Source organism: Halohasta salina (assembly GCF_024178165.1).
In the GTDB taxonomy this organism is placed as follows: Archaea; Halobacteriota; Halobacteria; order Halobacteriales; family Haloferacaceae; genus Halohasta; species Halohasta salina.
This window is the reverse complement of the sequence record NZ_JAMZIE010000010.1, coordinates 36,255-56,249: the sequence shown is the minus strand read 5'-3', so window position 1 is coordinate 56,249 and position 19,995 is coordinate 36,255. Positions and strand designations below refer to the sequence as shown.

General features: G+C 49.5%; 13 protein-coding genes and 1 pseudogene. 5 read left to right on the top strand and 9 right to left on the bottom strand.

The features are described from left to right. Positions 1-128 (top strand): annotated as a pseudogene (locus tag NKJ34_RS14715) (ISH3 family transposase); the annotation flags it as partial. A 90-nt stretch (positions 129-218) separates the two neighbouring features. Continuing rightward, complete coding sequence (locus NKJ34_RS14710) at positions 219-1,106, top strand: IS1595 family transposase (RefSeq protein WP_253739068.1); 888 nt, start codon at positions 219-221, stop codon at positions 1,104-1,106. A 328-nt stretch (positions 1,107-1,434) separates the two neighbouring features. On the opposite strand, the gene NKJ34_RS14705 is transcribed toward NKJ34_RS14710, so the two are convergent. Then, entirely contained in the window at positions 1,435-2,415 is a 981-nt protein-coding gene (locus tag NKJ34_RS14705; RefSeq protein WP_253739067.1) for a DUF7983 family protein, read from the bottom strand. A 522-nt stretch (positions 2,416-2,937) separates the two neighbouring features. Here NKJ34_RS14705 and NKJ34_RS14700 point away from each other — a divergent pair. Next, entirely contained in the window at positions 2,938-3,315 is a 378-nt protein-coding gene (locus NKJ34_RS14700; protein WP_253739066.1) for a TRAM domain-containing protein, read from the top strand. Between the two features lie 779 nt (positions 3,316-4,094). Here NKJ34_RS14700 and NKJ34_RS14695 read toward each other — a convergent pair. Both NKJ34_RS14695 and NKJ34_RS14690 read right to left on the bottom strand, forming a co-directional pair. After that, positions 4,095-4,685, bottom strand: a complete 591-nt coding sequence (locus tag NKJ34_RS14695; RefSeq protein WP_253739065.1) for an archaellin/type IV pilin N-terminal domain-containing protein — start codon at positions 4,683-4,685, stop codon at positions 4,095-4,097. Positions 4,686-4,916: 231 nt separating this feature from the next. Continuing rightward, the gene (locus tag NKJ34_RS14690; protein ID WP_253739064.1) at positions 4,917-5,369 is read right to left on the bottom strand and encodes a winged helix-turn-helix domain-containing protein; all 453 of its coding nucleotides are present in this window, start codon (positions 5,367-5,369) and stop codon (positions 4,917-4,919) included. A 293-nt stretch (positions 5,370-5,662) separates the two neighbouring features. Here NKJ34_RS14690 and tnpC point away from each other — a divergent pair, with 293 nt between their 5' ends. Continuing rightward, entirely contained in the window at positions 5,663-7,117 is a 1,455-nt protein-coding gene (tnpC, locus tag NKJ34_RS14685) for an IS66 family transposase (protein WP_253739063.1), read from the top strand. Between the two features lie 46 nt (positions 7,118-7,163). Here tnpC and NKJ34_RS14680 read toward each other — a convergent pair whose 3' ends face one another. From NKJ34_RS14680 to NKJ34_RS14665, 4 genes are all read right to left on the bottom strand, one after another. Continuing rightward, positions 7,164-9,392: a hypothetical protein gene (locus tag NKJ34_RS14680; protein ID WP_253739062.1), complete on the bottom strand. Its 2,229-nt coding sequence runs from the start codon at positions 9,390-9,392 to the stop codon at positions 7,164-7,166. 74 nt (positions 9,393-9,466) lie between these two features. Next, a complete protein-coding gene (locus NKJ34_RS14675) occupies positions 9,467-10,501 on the bottom strand; it encodes a protein phosphatase 2C domain-containing protein (protein ID WP_253739061.1) in 1,035 nt (344 codons plus the stop codon). Positions 10,502-10,512: 11 nt separating this feature from the next. Continuing rightward, positions 10,513-11,232 (bottom strand): vWA domain-containing protein, encoded by a 720-nt coding sequence (locus tag NKJ34_RS14670; RefSeq protein ID WP_253739060.1) that lies wholly within the window; start codon positions 11,230-11,232, stop codon positions 10,513-10,515. 402 nt (positions 11,233-11,634) lie between these two features. After that, on the bottom strand, positions 11,635-12,063 hold the full coding sequence (locus NKJ34_RS14665) for a dual specificity protein phosphatase family protein (protein ID WP_253739059.1): 429 nt from the start codon (positions 12,061-12,063) through the stop codon (positions 11,635-11,637). Between the two features lie 145 nt (positions 12,064-12,208). On the opposite strand from NKJ34_RS14665, the gene NKJ34_RS14660 reads away from it, so the two are divergent. Beyond that, entirely contained in the window at positions 12,209-14,401 is a 2,193-nt protein-coding gene (locus tag NKJ34_RS14660) for a DEAD/DEAH box helicase (protein WP_253739058.1), read from the top strand. Between the two features lie 55 nt (positions 14,402-14,456). Here the strand turns inward: NKJ34_RS14660 and NKJ34_RS14655 are convergent, their stop codons facing one another. Both NKJ34_RS14655 and NKJ34_RS14650 read right to left on the bottom strand, forming a co-directional pair. Next, the gene (locus NKJ34_RS14655) at positions 14,457-15,422 is read right to left on the bottom strand and encodes a DNA-processing protein DprA (RefSeq protein WP_253739057.1); all 966 of its coding nucleotides are present in this window, start codon (positions 15,420-15,422) and stop codon (positions 14,457-14,459) included. Next, a complete protein-coding gene (locus NKJ34_RS14650; protein ID WP_253739056.1) occupies positions 15,419-19,828 on the bottom strand; it encodes a pentapeptide repeat-containing protein in 4,410 nt (1,469 codons plus the stop codon). The genes NKJ34_RS14655 and NKJ34_RS14650 overlap by 4 nt, the downstream gene beginning before the upstream one ends. Positions 19,829-19,995: the final 167 nt, after the last annotated feature.

The window sequence follows — 19,995 nt, the reverse complement described above, 5'->3', positions numbered from 1 at the left end:
CTGTCGATACGCTTCCTGATCGACCGGTGGAGGTCGTCGCCGACCTCCACCTCGATCCCTACTACGGCGATGAAGACGAAACAGCAGCTCTCTACTCCTCACTGGCCAAGCGTGGAACAACGACGTTCGCTCTTGGGTAGAGGATTGTTGGTCAGTTCTCAGCAGTAGCTGGAAGTCACAGTGGGCAAGGGTGACACGTTCGTGTCACCCGACAAACGATGTTCCCAATCAAGACGTTTGTCTCGGAGCGTCGAGCCGCAAACCTGCTGCGACAGGTTCGCTGGCGTGACGGCGTCTATTGCCCACGCTGCCGTGCCGAATCCGTGATTCGGTACGGCAGCTATCGAGTGTTTCAGCGATACCTGTGTAAAAATTGCGACCGGACGTTCAACGATCAGACAGCCACCGTTTTTGACCACTCATCGATTGCTCTGAAGAAGTGGTTCCTCGCTGTCTACACCTATATCCGCTTCAACACGAGTCTCAGACAGCTTGACGTGGAGATCGACGTTTCCTACAAGACAATCTATCGGCGCGTCCAGCGCTTCCTGCGGGCGCTGGACGCGCCTCTGCCACATCTCGAAGGACCCGTTGAGATCGACGAGCTGTACGTGAAAGCAGGAGGACTCAAAGGCCGCGAGCGCGACCAGCCGTCGCGCTCGCGTGGCCTCTCTACACGTGGACGTGGAACATATGAAAAGGACAAGCCACCTGTGTTTATTTTGGCTGATCGCAGCACCGGTGAGCGGTACGTGATCCCAGCGAAAGCCGCCAATGAATCGACGATTCGACTCCTGCTGGCTGACAGCCAACAGGAGTCGCTGACTGTCTATACTGACGGCTTTCGGGCGTATGAACCGCTTGAGGAGGACGACGCATTCACTCGTGAATACGTCGTCCATGGTGACGGCGAGTACGTTGATGGAGACGTTCACGTGAACACCTGCGAGAGCCACGGATCGCTGGTGCGATCCTGGCTCTCGCCCCATCGAGGTGTCTCCAAGGACAAACTCACGCCGTACCTCAGAGCGTTTCAGCTTCGTCGTCGCGTCTATCGAAAACCAGGAAAAGAAGCTCTGAAAACCATTCTCGACGCTGCACTATGACTCACCAACAATCTCCGCCACAAGAGCGTTCCTGAAAGCATACCTAATCACGCTCATGTTTGCAGTATATTTCTTTTGGAATCGTGTCAATTTTGGCATGAATGTCGAATAAATTCGCTAGGAGTCGGGACTGGAACTCCGATGAGGGTGCGGATCTGAAACTACAATATACCGGAGACAGCGCGTGAGATTCGAAAAGCACCCCTTGTGTCAAATGAAACACCGTGTCAATGTGGTACCGGAATCTACGTGTGTGATCTCGGATTCAACGACACCGTCATCTTCGAGTTGCTGTATCGCATGTCGTACCGTTCGTGACGTATAACTGCTACTCAAATTCAGTTGCGGAGCTGAAACTCGTGAGTTCATCGATCCGCGCTTCGAGGTCCTCGATCTCACGCTGAAGTTCCTCTGTCTGTGGTTCGTCGACAGCTGCAAGCTGATCTTTGAGGCCTTGGAGGCGAGATTCTTTGACCTCCTCGTCGACATCAGCCTTGCGAACGTACTGGCTTTCATCGATCTCGTAGAGATCAGACTCTGAAAGGTCGGTGACTTCGAGTGCTTCGTCGACTTTCGAGGTGTCGACAGTGGTGACACGTTCGCGGTCGATGCCCTGGGCTTCGAGTTTGTCGAGGACAGTCTCGTCGTCTTTGAGGCTTCGATTACGTCGACTGGTGCGCTGGACGGAGCCGTACTGGCCGTGGACAGGCTGGTCGTGGTGGAGGCGATCTAAGAGAAGCGAGCGCACATTCTGACGGAGATCGTTGGCATTGCGCTGGACATCCGAACAGAGGGTATAGAGATTGACGAGCTCAGCAGTCTCCATCGTTTCGAGGTCAGTCGGATCGTAGCGTTCGAGGGCATCGATCAGGAGCAACGAATCCGAGTAGAGTGGGAGATCGGGTTCTTCGCGAGTTGGTTCAGTTTGATCTGGGCTTTCGACAGAGAGCGAAGCGTCGACAAGCGAAGAGGATGCGGGAGAATCAGTGTTTTTGAGGACACCCTCGCGCTGGTCGATCTCGAAGCGTGGATGCACAGAAAAAATAGTCGCGTATGGTTCGGCATCAGCAGGGAGTCGATCGAGATCAAAGGGCTGTGGCGTATCAGAGACGCGTTCGTAGAGAGTTTCGAACTGCTCACGTTTGAGTGGGATAGTCGTCTCCTGCTCACGATAACCGATCAGGACACGGTGTTCCTGTACGTCCTCGAGACGGAACGGTTTGTCAGAGAGCGGCGTCCGGAAGGTCCCATCAGGTGGTACCTCGTCGAGTTCGTCGAGAATTGTGTGCCAAATACCTGAGAACGGCATATGAATACGTTAGCTTCGGGGGGCAAAACGCTAGTGCTGGCTGTATCCTGTTGTCTTCTTGTGTAATGTTGCCAAACATTATTATTGTTGGAGTGAATATCTCCAGTTGCGCTCCGCTTTGGAGGGCCGGAGCGTCAGCGGGGACCCACCTACCGATAGGGCCGTGACCTACACTGAGATTGTGTAGGTCTCACGGATTTTGCGGTGTATCTTTCGTGATTCACCTAGTGCTTGGACTACGTAACGGATGACAGTAGCGCGAACAGTCATGAACCTTTATGATGTGTGGTTGTTTCATAGAGAGATATGAGGTTACCACAGCTCAACACTTTGTTTGGAGGTCGCGGAGATCAGACCTACGCTGAGTGTCGGAGATGTGGATCGACGGTGGAGCCGGGAACAACAGTCTGTCCTATGTGTGAACAGCAGTCGGTAGCTGAATATGTCGTGAGTTGAGTTGGGGATTGATCTTCTCGACAGTCTCAAGTTCCTCGTTATCGCAGTGGTTCCTACGAACTCTCAATGGATATCTCTGAAGAACTCACCTGTCTGTTTACTGCTGAAATCGAAGACCATGACCAATCGTACGTTCTTGAAATCCCCAAACAGGAAGTTGATATCGGCTACGTTGACCCTGCAGAAGATTACCGAGTTGCAATCCTCAGGACCTCTGAGAAGCCTTCACAGTCACAGCCAGATCCCTCTGAATCGAGCGAGACCGACGATCAGCAATCGAAGGCCAATCGGCCACCCGTAAGCACAGGCGAAACTCGGATTGTCGAGATCTCGGAGTTAGGAGATCAAGGGGATGGTCTCGCTCGTGTAGAGCGTGGATTCGTTGTAATCGTCCCCGAGACCGAGAAAGGACAGTGGGTTCGGATTCAAATCGAAACGGTCTGAGAGACAGTTGCGTTTGGACACGTGATGGAACATCTCGGTAGAGCCGACTCCGCGGCTTCAAATTAGAACATCGAGCAGTAATCTTCCTAGGAGACACAGCGCTCCGTATTCGAACAGGACCTTCTATACCCTATGCCACCTGGTTCGGTTACTCCGATTCTGACTCGTGAAATTCAGTGACGAACAGCTGCCCGTCGACTTCGTAGAGCCAGCCGTGGTCAAGTAGATAACTTAGGGCGTGGTCGATATCGGCATCTTTAAGACCTGGATTGGCCTCAGCGATGAGGTCAGTAGCCTGTTGATGTGTAACGGAGTCTTGATCCGACTGGTTGCAGAGATACCGCTCAAGAGGGAAGTACGTATTTTCGATCCATCCTGGGAGCGATGGGTGGCCTTCTGGTGGCATTTCTGAAGGTTGGTATGGGATACTTCTCCCAGCCACTTAAGCGGGCGATTAGATTATTCTGGGCTACTATCTCTTGGATGCCGGGGGCAGGTAGCAGCTACGGAGAACCATTCTCTTCTCAATCGTCTCTCTCACTTCCAACACCGCCGAGACCACTTAACCAACAGAAGGTGTGAAGATTCCAGCGTTGTAGGTTAAGATCTACACGGAAGTTGATAGGCTGTCTTGTCGACTCAGATGAGGCGTGTCTGCAAGACTGCGACCGCACGTATCGCAAATTGTAGATTAATCAAGCCATTATTTGAATGAGGTGGCTGATTTTATTATATCACTAAATGACAATTTGATTGATAAAAAGAATTCTTGGGTGGTCTTACAGCGATACCGCCGATCGCTCGACGAGAGAGTCCGGAACTCGTAGTTCCTCAACCGTCGACGCACCTGATGCCGTCGTGAGTGTCAGTGTTACCGAGTCTCCACCGTTAAACCCACTGTCAAAAACATTAAATTCGTCATCGTTTGTACTAACGTTGATATAGAATTCAATCCTGTATCGATCTGATCGGCTAGTGATTGTGAGATCTTGTGTCTCACTCGTAATAGGGTAGACGCCACTATCATCGACAACGAGTCGACCTGTTTCAACTGTATCGTCCGTAACAAATTCGTAAGTTACATTTCTAAGGTTTATCTCGCCTGCACCTGGAGCTCTTGTAACAGTCACATTCATTTTATCAACTACTGGCTCACCGAACTCTTCTGTAACATTACCGGTTGCACTTTGGATTTGAAGTCGGTCGGTAACTTGTTGTTGGCTCTCCTCACCGGTGGCTTCGGCCTGTGTCTGGAGGAGTCCAGCAGTATCAATCAGTACACCTGCTGCAATCGCCGCCACAAGGACCATCGCAATGAACACAATGAGTGTTCCAATACCAACCTGACCCCGAGTATGTGTTTCGAACATAGTTACGTGTTTTTATGAAATTAATCTACAGCCGTTGTATATTGTTGTCACCCATCGTTAATTAAAACTAAGTTTTTGATTCTCAGAGATGATACAGAGAGACATCATGTATGTATTGGTTATTGAAAATAATTAAAATATAACACTAATCTAATGGATTTGATTTCGATTGATGAACAGCCTCTCTAAGTATAGCAATTTATCCTCTTAGAGGGTGCCAATCTGGCTTATTTATTTGGAATACTGTTCTTGTATTTCATGCTCTTCAGCAGCCAACTTTTCAACTCCCGTTTTGATACCATGAGTAAGGACAGTGTGGCCGATGTCGGTCAACATATAGTATGAATATTCATCTTCCGTTCCCGTGTTGGGATCACGCCGATTTCGTATCAGTGCTGTATCTTTGAGTTTTCTAAGGTGGTAATGCAACTTATTGCTCTCACGATCAAGGGCTTGTGAGAGCTCACTGGTACTGAGGTGTTCTTCAGTTTGTAGCAAGGTTAAGATAGTGAATCCTGGCTTAGTTGACGCGACGTTGTACATCTCCAGATAGTTGTCAAGGGTGAATAGACTCTCCTCTGGCAGCTCGATATCTAGATTGGGATCGCCTTTAGCGAGTTCAAAAGCGTCGTCCGTACTTGGCGTATCAACGGAATCGTCTTGCTTGTTTAATTCGTCAGCCATATTTTGTTTGTATCCAACCGAGTTAAAATTATTTATTATAGTGTGTTTGAGCCGTATATTTTCGACTGTCTTCGGTTGGAACTTGATTCGCTCTGCAAGTGGTGGTGTGAATTATATAATCCAAATTTAACATGCTGGGATAACTGACACTCCTCCCGCAGGGTGGAGATATCTCGTTATCATCCGATACACATCTTCTATCAATTGTTTGGAAATCTCGTAGTTGGATAGCAGTTCCATGCCGAGACGATTTCGTAGCAGTCTCATAGATCGTTCACCAGTGCTGAACTACTGTGTCGCTAGGGAGTCGCGGATCAACGGAATCGACAGATTCTGTGATCCGCACCGATGACAGTTCTCTACTTCGTCAGCAGCTCGTAGTCAAAAAGCTTGAGAACCGGCTTCTGCGACGCCAGATTACCGCACAACAACAAGAGATCGAACAGCTTGAGGCTCGCCTCAAGCAGTACGAAAATCCAAACACACCACCCAGTAGACAGGGTGGTGCAGCTAACTCACCAGGCGATGACGGCCAAACCGAGGACGAAGACGAAGAACCTAATGAAGACGACGCTGGCGGCGACTCTGACGCCGCCAGCGACTCATCGCCTGGACGCAGCGAAGGTCACGAGGGAACAACTCGAACAGCACCTGAACCAGAAGAGACGATCCTCGTCGATCAGGGATTCTGTCCAGACTGTGAGCAAATCCTTTCTAGCCCTGATAGCTACGTTTCACGGACTATTATCGACGTACCGCTTCCCGTTCCAACCACTGTTACCGAGTACAAACTCGGCAAACACCACTGTTCCTGTGGAAACGAGGTTGTTGCTGAGCATCCTGACTGTCCCGAAAAGGGGCGGTTTGGGCCAAACATCATGGCCCAAACCGCTCTCGGTCGGTTCCATCAACGACTGCCAAACCGGAAACAGGCCGAGCTGTTTGACTGGGAGCTCGACCTTCCGATCTCTCACCGGACGATCTACAACTTGACCAAGCGGGTCGCAGACCGGTTGCGACCCGCTTACGAGGATGTCAAAGACAAGATTCAGGAGAGTGAGGTCGTCTACTGTGATAAAACAGGCTTTCCGGTTGATGGAGAACAACACTGGGCGTGGACGTTTGTCACTGATGAGGAAGTGCTGTTCTGGGTTGATGAGAGCCGTGGAAGTCAGGTCTTAGAAGACGTCCTCGGCGAGGAATTCGCCGAGGACTCGACGCTCAGTTGTGACGGCTGGTCAGCGTATTCGAGTTATCACACGAGACTTCAGCGGTGCTGGGCGCACCTGTTACGGGAGGCTGAGTACGTCGCTGAACGGTACGAGGAAGCAGAGCGAATATCTGAAGAGTTACACGCACTCCACGACGATCTAACGGCGTTCGTCGAAGGAGAGCCGTCCGCTTCCGCCCGCGAGCAGAAGCGGGCGGAAGCGTCCTTGCACTTAGAGGGCCTAATTAGGGAAGATTACGAGGTTCGAGAGGTTCAGAAGCTGATCAAGAAGATCAGCAACGGGTTGGGTCACTGGCTTACGTTCGTGACTGAGCCAGACGTTGACTCGACGAATAATCGCGCAGAGCGGGCTCTGCGCGAGCAAGTAGTCCTTCGGAAGATGTTTCGGACCCTCCGTTCGGTAGAAGGGGTCCAGATTCACGAGACAATAACAACGATGTTGGCGACGTGGAAACGGCGAGGCCTCGATCCACCAGAACAGCTCCAGTCAATTCTGGGTGGGAGAGAACTTCGGTAAGGACGAGAGGCATCACTGAGCGGTGTATCTTGGTCTTGCTATCCAACTACTCTGAAAACACTACCACAGAGCTAACTTGCGTATTTAATTTTGTATCTCCGTAATCCGAATTACCCTCTACACCGGTTACCAAGATTTTGTCGCCCTTATTATATTCTTCTGTGGCGAGTTCATCACCCCATATGTTGACAGTGATTGAATCAGTCTCATCTTGGATTTTGAGTTCGCGTTTTTTATTCCCACTATACTCATTGATCTGCTGGACATCTGTTATTACACCTCCAACGTCGACAACGTCACCGTCTTCGATTGTACAAATCGGGGTTGGTTTGAGTGTATTATCCAATCTTAGATCAGACACCACCGGAGGGATACAGTCTTCGGAGATCTCGATAGTGGTCTGACCATCTTTTTGTTTCACATACCCATCGATTATTTCGAGCGTTAACCCAGATGGGACGAATTTCAACCGCTCGGCCATCTTACCCCACAAAGTGACGTGGGCATGACCAGATCCGTCTGCTATTACTAAATTCAAGACTGCATTGCTTGATCCGTTGTTGTCGAATCGCTTGATCGATCGCATACCAACGATCTGACCACGGGCATGTATCGAATCATCACCAACGGATAATTCTTCTATCGATGGACAGTTATCGAAGGTAGGCATTGCGCTAAACTCATCGACATACAATTGTTGGTCAAATTCGTCTATGTAATCTTCAGGCCGTATCTCACCTGTAGCATGGATCACCAATCCCGGATGTAATGACCTTGCTGCAACGACTGCCTGCTTATCCCAGAAAGTTAGACGTCTTCGACCGGTTGCATTTTCCAATACAACATTTGACACGAACCCAGTTTGCTCCCGGTCATTTTCCTCATTAGCCTCATCACGGTTGAATTCATGCAATGGAGTTACTGATTTTATTTTCCCGACAATCTCTGCTGACTCATATGGTTCGTCGAAAGATTCGTTACAGCCGAGTTTGTTGACCTGTGAGAAGTCAATGCTTGGGCCACACTGTGTATAATTTGTGGATAACTCGTCTTGATCAATTCTTTTTCGGGATCCTTTCTCCAGACCACTCTTGTCATTCCAGCGATAGTAGTTTATAAGAACATCCCGCCATACACCAGGCGAGGGCCGTTTATACGGATGGTACTTACCTCCGAGGAAAGCCGATTCAAAAAGGACACGCAATCCGATCGGAAGGGAGGTATATGTCGATTGCCCGCTCGTCGGCTCAATCAAGTCTGCTTTAGGATTCCAGTAGGGAAATGGATTTTCGCGCATCATCTCGACCAATTTGCCAGATGTTGCAAGACTTCCCTTGGCCTGGAATGGATTCAAATATGCATGCTCTGTGGGGTGGAGAATTCGGAACAACCAGACTGCCAGATTGAACGAGTCTGCCATCTGAGCTCCTTGCATAGAACTCGTTTCACGTTTTTCGGGCGGGACAGTCTCTTCATACATTGTCGACCCGTGGAACTGACTCTGATTTCCGTCTGCAATCGAATACGAGTCACAATCTATCAACGTGACTCGATCTTTATCATCACTGACAAAAATATTTTCATAATTGAAATCACCCACTGCATACCCACATCTATGAACAAAATATACTGCTGATGCGAGATTGTAAGAGAGTTTTATTCTTCGCTTGAGATCACCAGACGCAGATAATTGTTTTCTGATGTAGGTACGTATATTACTGCGATTATCAGTCTCTACACGCGGCATCAAATAACCTATAAATATGTCGTCGTAATATACTGTGTCAACTGGCCAAGCAAATATCAGATCGTTTTGGCCAATTCGACGCTTGTCTACGGGCCTATTATTCAGCATCACTTCGATCTTCTTTTTCATCCGGCTATTCTCAATTCGGTCTTGTTTGAACACCTTCACCGCCAGGTCGCTTTCGCTCTGTACGGCATAGACCGTCCCTTCTTTACCTCCCCCGAGTTCGCTCCCGATTGTGAGTGCTCTTCCCTCACCAGTAGTCACTGACTCCTTTTCGAAATCTGAACTATCGGGAACTGACTGCCCGTTACTATCGCTCACAGAAGAGTTTGTGTCCTCAGTCATGCCACTATCCTTTAATTTTCTAATGACGGATTTTTTCGCCTCCTCCGGAGGTACTTGGTACTCGTTGATCAGTTGATCTAGCATCTCGCGAATTTGCTCAACAGACGTATACTTACTGACGTTGTATTTTTCAATTATCTGTTGAGCGACTTTTGTGAGATTCTTTTGCGAGACAGTCATTTATTATTTTCAACCACACACTCAAGTGTAAACTGTTCGCTAATCATGAAAAGTAGCATAGAGGCCATAGCTCCTTATTCTCCAGACTGATCGACTTTCCAAAGGATTTCATTTCCTGCTTCACGGCTCGAAAGCACCCCGTCCTGTTTTAATTGGCGGAGACGATCCGCTGCAGTAGTGTGGGAACAGCCTACAATCTCTCCGACCTCAGTTATTGATGGTTGTTGAGCTGACTCAACGGCATTTTTGAACTCTCTATCCGAGAATTTTTTTCTTCCCGACGGTGAACTCGTAGTTCTAGACGTTGCCTGTGGTAGGTGAGCTACGACAAGCGTCTTATCATCGCTAGAGTAATTATGGAACTCATCACTGTCAACGAACTCGCGGAAGTCTGATTTAGCTTTCTCGCTTGACAACGAGTCAATGTGGGTTATGAAATCTTGTAATCGTCCGAAGAACTCTTGACGGGGCTCAGATTTGTTTTCGAGACTCCAGGCGAAGCGATCTAATCCATCACTGAATAAGACGACTGTTTGCATCCCGGTCTGATCGAAATCAAAACGATTTTTCTCTTTCACTAAGGTTGGCGATCCAGTTAGTGGAACTGTTGCACTTGAGCTGCTAGAGTCTTCGCGATCTACTAAACGTCGATATGTATCGTCTACAGTAATACCGACAACTCCACTATCACCAATCGCAATCGCTGCATACCAGTTAGGGGTATTACAGACTACCGATAAGGTGGTGTGGTATTGGTTCAAGTCATTATCGAACTCGGCGGCAACGGTCTCAATACGCTTTCGAGCGTGGATGATTGCACTCTGAAATGCATCTTTGGCTTCCGACTGCGAGACATTTTCCACATCTACCTCGTCCGATTGCAACCACTGTGTTAATTTTTTGACCGCTATTTTTGTTGCGAGTTGTGATCCTTCAGCAGACCGTGATGCAGTCCCAAGACCATCTCCGACAGCGGCTACAACATAATTTTCTCCGGCTTTTGCAGACCAGTTATCTTGGCATTCGATATTATTTGTTTTATGTCCTGGCCCTTGGACGCTCTCACCTATCACCTCTGGTTCGTTGAATTTCGATGGTGACACTTCCATAGGTAGTATGGTTACAACTGGAATATCTCTTCGAACTCGCCAGCCTCTTCGGAGAGGTCTATGTCATCGTCATCTTCTGTCGACGATACCTGTTCGACACTCGATGAGAGAAACTCAAAGTACTCCCTAAATTTCCCATCCTCAAGAGCAAGGGTGCGCTCTGGATGAAGTGGACTGATTGCTTCTTTTGCCCCTTGTCCGACAGCCATAATGAATAGTGCAAAGTGTTTCCCATTCTCTCCCGTCTGAATCCGATCATGGATATTTTCCCATTTCTCAGAGTTGGGTTTCATATCTGTAGGCTTCCCGTCGGTTAGCACCCAAACGAACGGCCGCTTGTATGCAATACCTTCCTGTTTGTAGGCTTCTTTCCGATCATCGACGAGATCGAGTGCCTTCTCTATGGCTCCTCCCATCGGTGTGCGACCAGATTCACTCAACACTGGTGGTTCCCAGTCAATGATTGGTGTAAATTCTTGCTCTACGGTCACCCCACCGCCAAAGGTCACAACAGAGACGTCAATTTCTCTCTTGACCTCTTCCATTTCAATTATTTCTTCTTTGAAGAACGACATCCCCTCATTTATTTGTTCAATCCGTGGTCGAGGCTCTTCATCCGCCGCAGGAGACACTTCCTCACCCATTGAGCCAGACGTATCGACGACGAGAACAGTCGCAGTACGCTCAAGGGCAGGATCGATACTCGGATCCAGTCCACTATCTTGTGACATCTTATTATAGTAGATATTCGAGACTGTATAAATTTCTTTATAAAACGGACTATTATCACGTTTCGAAGTAGTATCCTCGTTGGCTAAAATCGTGTACCACTCCCATCAGTTGAGATAACAGTGCCCTCTGACTCAAACTGTTGCATATTTATCATAATGCAAGAAGCCAGCCCTCGAAGCCTCAGCCTGTGACTGCCGTTGAAAAAGCACACTTCTCTTATCGACGATACGTTCTAACAGCTTCTTTCTGACTTCTGGATACGAGATGTCTATTCAATAATTAAGACCATAACGCTATCACTATCGTTTCGATCGCCTTCCGTTGAGTAGTCGTATCGAAGCCAGTGATACCACCTATCGAGTATTACTGTATCAGACTGATCTGGTATGGTCCCTCTCTAGCTAACAAAGGCGTGTATGCTCGTCGACATACCGGACTGTACTTTTCCAGATTTCAGATGTTGGATTAATCTCTGGCCGGGAGGCTTTGATTTTTTCACGCGCTTGGTCAGCATCGAGACCCTGTCTGACAGCGATTGCAGCGGTGCAGACCCCTGCACTCCGTGAGACTCCAGCTTGGCAGTGGACCAAAGTTTTGTCACCTCGATCTAAGCACTCAATCGTATAGTCGACTGCAGCCTCGAATATCTCGTAGTCGTGAGGCCCATCAGGAAACACGAATTGGTCGCCTGTCGTCGTCGGCTTTGGTGATTCGATTCCCAGATGATCTCGAGAGGAAAGAGAGACAACCTCATCAAATTCGTGATCTGCTGGTAGTTCGAGGAGTGCGAGTGCTTTTGATATGTAAAGATTTTCGGTAATTTCATCCATACGGTAGATCTCTAACCCATATTCGAGACTGTTGGTTATAATATATTCTGGGAAGTTCCCGTCTACGTTACAGACTCTTCAACCAATTAAAAAGTGTCTCGCTGGTATTATAAAAAATTAATTAGGTGGATAATAGAATTTCTATATGGAATATATTTCAGCATCGTCTGTTTCCGAATCTGATCCTGGCGGTGAAGCAGAACTCACGGTCTGGAACCGATTAAAACGCTGTTTCGACACAGACGAACGTGGTGTCTTGTATCACCAGTATCCGATTGTGAATAAGGGAGGAAACCGATTCGATCAAAAGCCTGATTTTGTACTTCTTCATCAACAGATTGGCTTGGTAATTCTCGAATGTAAGGGATATACAATTGACCACATTGAGCAAATCAAGGGTGATACGTGGCATCTGAAAGACATGACTCAGAGAACAGCCACGCCACTTGAACAAGCACGCAATCAGGGGTTCCATCTCCAATCATACTTTCAGCGAGAACAACAACTGCGTTCAGACAAGGGCCAATGCCGTATCGCAATGAACCCGATCGTTGTACTTCCAAATATTGACCGATCGGAGTGGGAAGAAAGAGGATTCAACGGACCAAGTGCCCCTCGAATCATCACTGGTGATGAGATGGGCCCAGTAACACTCAGAAATCGATTAGATTCACTGCCCGAATTCGGATCGCTCACAGAGTCGGAATACGACGTTGCTAGAGATGTTCTCAGTTGTGGTCAGGCGATCAGCGGAACACATGGTCGGCCTACCGATAATCCTCAAACTCGATCTGAGTACTACGAAAAGGTAACAACTGGAATTCGGGGACTTGATGAGGAACAACAAAAGATTGGCTTGAAAATACCACCCGGCCCGCAGCAAATACGTGGCATTGCAGGCTCTGGAAAAACAGTTCTCATTGCGATGAAGGCTGCTAGAATGCTTGCAGACCCCGGTGATTGGGAGACTTTCGACTCCGAGTATCCCCGTATTGCGCTCACTTTCAGTACGAAAAGCCTCTATGATCACATCACAGAACTCGTCGAGCGGTTCTATCAACGGTTCACCGGACAACCTCTTAGCGAATCAAACTTCGATATTGACATAATACATGGGTGGGGAGGTCACAAAACTGGTGACGGAATCTACTATCGAATAGCAAACGCAACAGAGGGAGTAAACTACAAAAATTACCCCGAAGCAGAGAAAGCATTCCCTGATGCAGAGGATAAACAAGAAGCGGTTGCCGCTGAAGTACGGCTTGCAGATGACATCCCAGAGCTCTGGGATGCAATTCTAATTGACGAGGCACAGGATTTTGGTCCAGAGTTTCTGAATATGTGTCGTGAGGCACTGACCGACGCCAATCGTCTTATTTGGGCATATGACGAGGCCCAAGACCTCAGGAGCTTGGAAGCACCAAGTCCGAAAAACGTGTTCGGAACCGATGAAGCTGGCGAACCGATTATGGATCTCAGCGGGACATACAAGAACGGACCACAAAAGACGCACATAATGCGAAAGTCCTACCGAGCACCACGATCACTCATCATGACTGCGCATGTGCTTGGAATGGGATTAAAACGTGATGAGGGTCCGGTCCAGACGATCACCCGACAAGATGGTTGGAACAATCTAGGGTACGAAATCGAAGGTGATTTCCGAAAAATCGGTAGTGAAGCAGTCCTCTCGCGTCCAATCGATAATTCCCCACACCCAATCCAGGGGGTCTTAGATCCGGAGTCGCTTCTCACACATCGGTCGTTTGCTTCGAAAGAAGACGAACTCCAGTGGGTCGCTAAACAGATTCGAGTCGATATTTTCGAAGAAGGACTTGAACCAGAACAGATTCTCGTCATTCCACTCTCGGGCCAGAAACGCGAGAGAAAAAAGAGCAGAAGGTATGTTCTCGATACGCTTGGCGACTATCTAAGTCAGGACGATATTGAGGTTAATCCCGTCTGGGAAAGCAATAACAAAGTGTTCTCAAAACCGGGTATGGTTACGCTTGCAGGAATTAATAGAGCCAAAGGCAACGAAGCAGCTTCGGTATACGTACTCGGTGTCGACTCAACGACCGAAGAAGAATGGCGTGGTGAAGAGGCACACCGGCGCAATCAATTATTTGTCGCGTTGACTCGCACGCGAGCTTGGTGTTCGCTGACTGGGACCAATCCGACAGCACCGATCCATGCGGAAATTAAAGAGACGTTGGAGGAAGTTCAGCAGGCAGAGCCACGGATTTCATTTGAAGTCCCAGATAGCAGAGAGCTAGATAACGAACTCGAAACAGATACTGAGGATCTTGTGAACGCTGGTCTTGACGATTTCTTCTAGTCCTGTCTGTTCAACCGAAGGCTCCTAATGGAAGTCCTAACGAGCAGGTCGGCACTCAGCTCCACTCGCCAAACTGTGTTTGAGTACTGTCGACATCGGCGTCTTCTTTGGGGTTGTCACTGCTCAGATCTGCCTCTAGTGTCTCAAGGTCATCTATGAGTGCACCACTGGATCTAATTGTACTCGTCGAGGAATCGGCTCGGATCTCGTCGATACCCTCGGCTGGAGTGATATCGGTCTCGTGTGGTGGGACAAATACGTGACGGCCCTGCTTTTGTGCAATCTCGTATTGTGCTTGCGTACCGCCAGAGCCGTCGGTTGCAACAACAATGAGTCCTGGACTAAGTGCAGAGATTGTCTTGTTTCTATCAATGAACGCATGCCGATTCGGTTCTGCTGGCGGCGGCCGATGTGAGATCACGAGACCACCAGCATCGACGATTTCAGCGAACAGCTCGGCGTTCTCTGGTGGATAGGCCACATTTAGACCGGTTCCTAAGACAACGATGGTCGCACCTGTGGCATCGAGAGCTCCCCGATGGGCTGCGGTGTCTGCTCCCAGTGCCCCACCGCTGACGACCGTTCTACCAGCCCTCGCGAGCTCAGAAGACAGTTCTTTGATCCACTTACAGCCCACACTATTCGTTTCACGTGATCCCGAGACACTCACTAGCGAGTCGGTCAACCGATCAGTTTCACCGCTTGCATACAACACCAGCGGTGCGTGCTGGCTTCGAAGTGCCTCTGGATACCGGCCGTCCTCGATACCAATCGGTACAATTCCATCGTCCAGGTAGGCTTCGAATGCTTCTAGATGTGTCCCCTGTTTTGAATCCAGAGTCTGCAACTCGGCGTGCGTCTGAGAGTCGACATAATGAAATTCCGAAAATGCCGACATTGGCTGGGAACTCAGCTCAGATATCGAATCGAATGCTTGGAACAACTCATAGGCACGACTGTCACCGATCCCCTCAATATCGGTTAGTGCGACCAAGCCAGCGAGTTGATCTAACTCCATCATTCAACCCCTGCGATAATTTCGGAGGCAAATGCATCGGGCTTCTTGATTACGCTCACGTCGTCGACCGGGCCACCAGGCGTAAACCCGAGTGTGACTCCGACAACACGGCTGGCCCCTGATTCTCGAAGCAAGTATGCACCAGCCGAGAGAGAACTCCCCGTTGTACAGATGTCGTCTAAGAGGACAATGGTCTCTCCGTCGAGCGACGCCCGCACACGAAGCGTTTCTTCGGGGTTGATTGCCACTTCCTTTCGGCCTGCTTCTGATTTTTCTCGTTGCCGACCGGTCGTCTCTGTCCGTTCGAGCAGTGGTGTATATACCACTGAGGTTTCGACAACGGCCTCCTGGGCGAGGTCGACGAGCGTTGAGCTCAATGTTTCCTTCTCGTGGCTGGGGAAGACGGTAATATAGTCGTAGTTCCACCGATCTCGGAGGAATCGACGATGAATCATATCCTGCAGGCGAGGTTTGAAATGGGTTATTGGATCGTCATCATCGTACTTTGCAAGGTTCTGGAGTTGGTTGAAAGATGGTGAGCGCTGCTGGTACCAGTCGAGTCCAAAGACGGGCAGTTGTCGTTGAATCGGCGATTCACTCGGTGGTTTGACTCGTCTGAAGAGGTGAGATAGCTTTCCGTAGTCGAGGAGCATCGATTCTGCATCAGCCTCAGACGTCGGTGTTGCATCGGCAACCGGCCCGGTAATCGGTTCCCCACTTGCCTGACCAGGAGGCGAAAGACGCGAGAGTTCAATTAGGTGCTCGTCGTGAACTTCTTCAAATAGGTCTTGATACAGCCTCTTAATCGGAATCGTTCTATCTCTGGTATCTACTTCGTCCGGGATCGAAGGGTAGGCGGGGAACTCGTTGAGGAGTTCGACAGCACGCACGAGTTCTTGTTTCGTCGTTACCATCTCTGGGAGCGGGTAGCCACTCTCCGGGGCCACTGGCCGCATGAACTGCTCGGTATCTGTGAGCCATGTATTGTTCGCGAGCCATGACTGTGTGTCTTCGCTGTAGCTTTCGACTGGAATCTCCTGATAATCAATTATTCCCTTGCTTCCCTCTCGATAGGCATCGCGGTAGTCATTGATACTGAATGGCAAGCGATCACGTTGTTGTAGCCCATAGCCCGTAAAATTCGCCTCAGTTAAGCCGTAGCTGATACACGCATCGAGCAGCACATAGTATTGGACTGCAGGATGTGTTAGGTCGTCGGGGACGATTTCAGTACCATCCAGCTGCATGACTGTCGAGACCACTTTTCGGACCGTTCGAAATGACTCGTAATACTCTGATAGTTGGTTACGAGCGACCTCGGGGCCTGTATCAGTGGTTGGGGTAGTCGCATCAACGGGTTTTTCGAGACCGTCGACTGCCTCAATGATCGGCTCTATATGGTAGTCGGTGATTCCGGGGATCTCTTTGACGATATCGAGGTGTTTGGGTTCTATTTCATCTCGTCTCGTGACCCCATGGCTTGCCAATTTATATCCAATTGCCAGACCCACTCCTGGAATCGAGTACAGGCCCTCATCATGAGCGTACTGCGAAACACACGATAGCGCCTCTTTGCGCGTAGCGCCGTAGGATTGCAGCTTGTTAACTTTGGTTTCGATAGACTCGGCCTCTAGTGTTGATGAAGACGCCGCGATCGACTCTACGGTAAGTTCGGTGGATTTTGCGTCAGTGCTGTCGATGTTTGAGTCCGCTGTGGTATGGGTATCCGTATCGGCTGTCGTATCTGTATGGGAGTTGCGTTCAGTTCGCTTGTCGATACCACGAGCGATCTCAACACGCTGAGTAACAATATTTTCAATCTCGCGTTTCGAGAGGCTCTCGGCGGTCTTTTCGCCACGAATTTCGAACATCACCGCCGCATCAGTTGGCAGGTCTGCAGGGAGCCTATCGATGACATCGGCTTTCGTTGCGTCGGCCGACAGCTCAATACGGAATCCAGTCGCAGGCCGTGCGTCTGTCTCGTGGACTGTGGTGTTGAGTTCTCCGTTGAGGAACTCACATTCGAGAAACCCTGGTGTCGAGGGCGTCGAATCAATGATCGATCGCCCGATTAGGCGTTCGGGCATTCCTGGAGACATCAGTGGGGTTCCCAACTCAGTTGTCGTGTTCGTCGCATCCGGTGTGCCAGTCAAAATAAGGTCTAGCTCCGGCTCTAGGGCTGTTTCAATCCCAGCGCCCTCCGAATACTCTGTCGCCGTTGTGATGTCATCATATAGGGCTGCGATGGTGGCTGTGGCATCTTTCGGTGGTGTCGTGGTCTGATCGCTGATCGAATCTGCGTCGACACCATGGACAAGCAGTCCAACAGAACCGACTTTGTGCCAGCCAGAATCTAAGATGCTCAGCAGATTCTCCTCTTCGAGTGTCCCGAGAACAGTTGATCCAGCGGCCGAATCTTTGGGCCCCTGGACGAGGAGAAACTCGATATCGTGATCTGCAAGCTTTCGAAGGAGTTCTTCGAGGCCATCGGTTGCTCTGTCTCGTGATCCTTTCGTCCAAAAGAGGTTCCCCAGATGGACCACCGCATCTGATCCTGTATCGATAGCACTCTGGGCTATCTCAGCGAGAGCCGACAGATAGTCTTCCTGTCTAACGACACGACTCATGTTCTTTCGATCGATGTAGGTGTCGGTGGTCACCACAAGCGACGTCTCGTCTTCGGCTTTCGAGTCTGTGTCACCGCTTGCGGTGGCTGTTTCGGCTGGCGTTGTACTGGGATCGACCTCTGTGTTGTCGGTACTGGCTACTCCAGGTCGGTCGTTGGTGTCTACTCCGACTGCATCTTCGATATTGGCGTTCGCAACGATGGCCTGCTCAATTTTCGCATCGGTGAAATCAGTGTCAGCTAGCGTCGCTCCGTTAAAGTCTGTATTGTACAACGATAGTCCAGCCAGCGTCGCATTCGTGAGATCTGCATCTCTAAAGCTAACTCGTGAGACAGTCGTTTCGGTGAAATCAACACCGGATACATTGGCTTCGGTGAACTCAGCATAGCTCAGATATACGTCGGTGAATTCTGAGCCTTCAAAATCCGCACCGCTGAAATCGACGCCAGTTAGAATCTCATCGGTGAGTTGGGTATCTCGAAGCACTGCACCGGCGAGTATTTCTCTCGGCAAATGGTTGTGAAGCCGGTTTGATTCCGATTCTCGGGCGTCTGTTAGCTCTTCGATTGGTTTGTCGATATCGGTATCAGCATGCCAAATACACCGGTCGAAATCGCGCCAGGTCGCGCGGTAACAACAGCTGGCCCGCTGTGTTTTGTCGGCACTCTCATCGGGTGGCCACACAAACCCACAGCGATCTGTTGGCGCGGTCTCGTCTGTCGTCCATATGTCCTTGCTTGTTGGCTTCGACAGCTGGCCTCTGTTTGTTCTATCAATTGTGACACGGTGGTCTGTGTCGATTTCTTCGACCGTACAGACCTGTTCATATACCTCTTGTATGGTGAATTTCTCTGGAGTATCACCATCACCAACTCCATCGTTGTCCCACGGCACCGATGGTCGTGTCTCGAATTGTGATAGCAACGAGAGACCCTGAGCAAGTTCCTCGCTACTCCACGGTAACAGCGGCAGTGGGGTCTGTGTTTCAGGAGCGACCGGGCGTACGAACACTGAGGCGTCTTCGACGAGGCCGTGTTCTTCGAGTGCCTGTTGGGTTGTTTCATCCAGCGGGGCTGTCTCGATCGTTTGGTAGTCGGTTATCCAGGATCTATTTTGACCGGTCGGATATTGGGTTTCATAGGCCGCCGATTCGGTTCCGTACACCTCTCGATACTCAGTCATTTGAAATGGGACACGTTCGGCCTGTTGAGTACCGAACCCGTCGACTCCTGCTGGCAGATACTTACTGGTCCCAATTACGGCCTGAATCACAGTGTGGTACTGTACCAGTGGCTGATCCGTCTCAGACGGAGAAACAGCACTCTCTGGGTATTCAATAATCGCGTCCAATACAGTCCGGAGACTTCGAAAGGCTTCATAGAGCTCAGAAATACGGTTTGGTTCGACTGATTGTGGTGGTGATGGCTCTGTGTCTACTGCACCAGCCTCTTTAGTGGCCGCTGTGTTTTCATTTTCAGTAACGTCCTTGGTTTCTATCGGGTTTTCGACTCGCTGGGCGGTCGTCTTGTTTGTCGCATCCAACTCAGTAGTCGTTTCCCACTGCTTGATGACGATATCCTCTATTTTATACCAATCATCTGTTATCCAGTCGACGTCGACAGCTGGACTGCCCTCCCAGACAATGAGTTGTATTGGTTCGGAATCTGGGGTCCGTACCGTTAATTCGTATGCACGCTGCTGTATCTTTGACTCAGTCACCTCACACAGTTTGACAAAAAGAGTCGCAACATCATTATGCTCGTACTCACTGAGAGCGACCATTAGATAGCAGAACATATCCATATTTGATAAAAGGGTCGTTCATCATCTTTCGCTGAAGTGCATACCATCACCATCCCACTGTAAGACCACAAGACCAGTCAGTCCGGTGGGACAGCTACCAAAGAACTATTTCATACACTACAAGATATTTACACATATCATGCTTC

Excerpts from the sequence above, each read along its gene's own strand:
- NKJ34_RS14710 (WP_253739068.1), top strand. The coding sequence starts at position 219 with ATGTTCCCAATCAAGACGTTTGTCTCGGAGCGTCGAGCCGCAAACCTG.
- NKJ34_RS14705 (WP_253739067.1), bottom strand. The coding sequence starts at position 2,415 with ATGCCGTTCTCAGGTATTTGGCACACAATTCTCGACGAACTCGACGAG.
- NKJ34_RS14700 (WP_253739066.1), top strand. The coding sequence starts at position 2,938 with ATGGATATCTCTGAAGAACTCACCTGTCTGTTTACTGCTGAAATCGAA.
- NKJ34_RS14695 (WP_253739065.1), bottom strand. The coding sequence starts at position 4,685 with ATGTTCGAAACACATACTCGGGGTCAGGTTGGTATTGGAACACTCATT.
- NKJ34_RS14690 (WP_253739064.1), bottom strand. The coding sequence starts at position 5,369 with ATGGCTGACGAATTAAACAAGCAAGACGATTCCGTTGATACGCCAAGT.
- NKJ34_RS14680 (WP_253739062.1), bottom strand. The coding sequence starts at position 9,392 with ATGACTGTCTCGCAAAAGAATCTCACAAAAGTCGCTCAACAGATAATT.
- NKJ34_RS14675 (WP_253739061.1), bottom strand. The coding sequence starts at position 10,501 with ATGGAAGTGTCACCATCGAAATTCAACGAACCAGAGGTGATAGGTGAG.
- NKJ34_RS14670 (WP_253739060.1), bottom strand. The coding sequence starts at position 11,232 with ATGTCACAAGATAGTGGACTGGATCCGAGTATCGATCCTGCCCTTGAG.
- NKJ34_RS14665 (WP_253739059.1), bottom strand. The coding sequence starts at position 12,063 with ATGGATGAAATTACCGAAAATCTTTACATATCAAAAGCACTCGCACTC.
- NKJ34_RS14660 (WP_253739058.1), top strand. The coding sequence starts at position 12,209 with ATGGAATATATTTCAGCATCGTCTGTTTCCGAATCTGATCCTGGCGGT.
- NKJ34_RS14655 (WP_253739057.1), bottom strand. The coding sequence starts at position 15,422 with ATGATGGAGTTAGATCAACTCGCTGGCTTGGTCGCACTAACCGATATT.
- NKJ34_RS14650 (WP_253739056.1), bottom strand. The coding sequence starts at position 19,828 with ATGGTCGCTCTCAGTGAGTACGAGCATAATGATGTTGCGACTCTTTTT.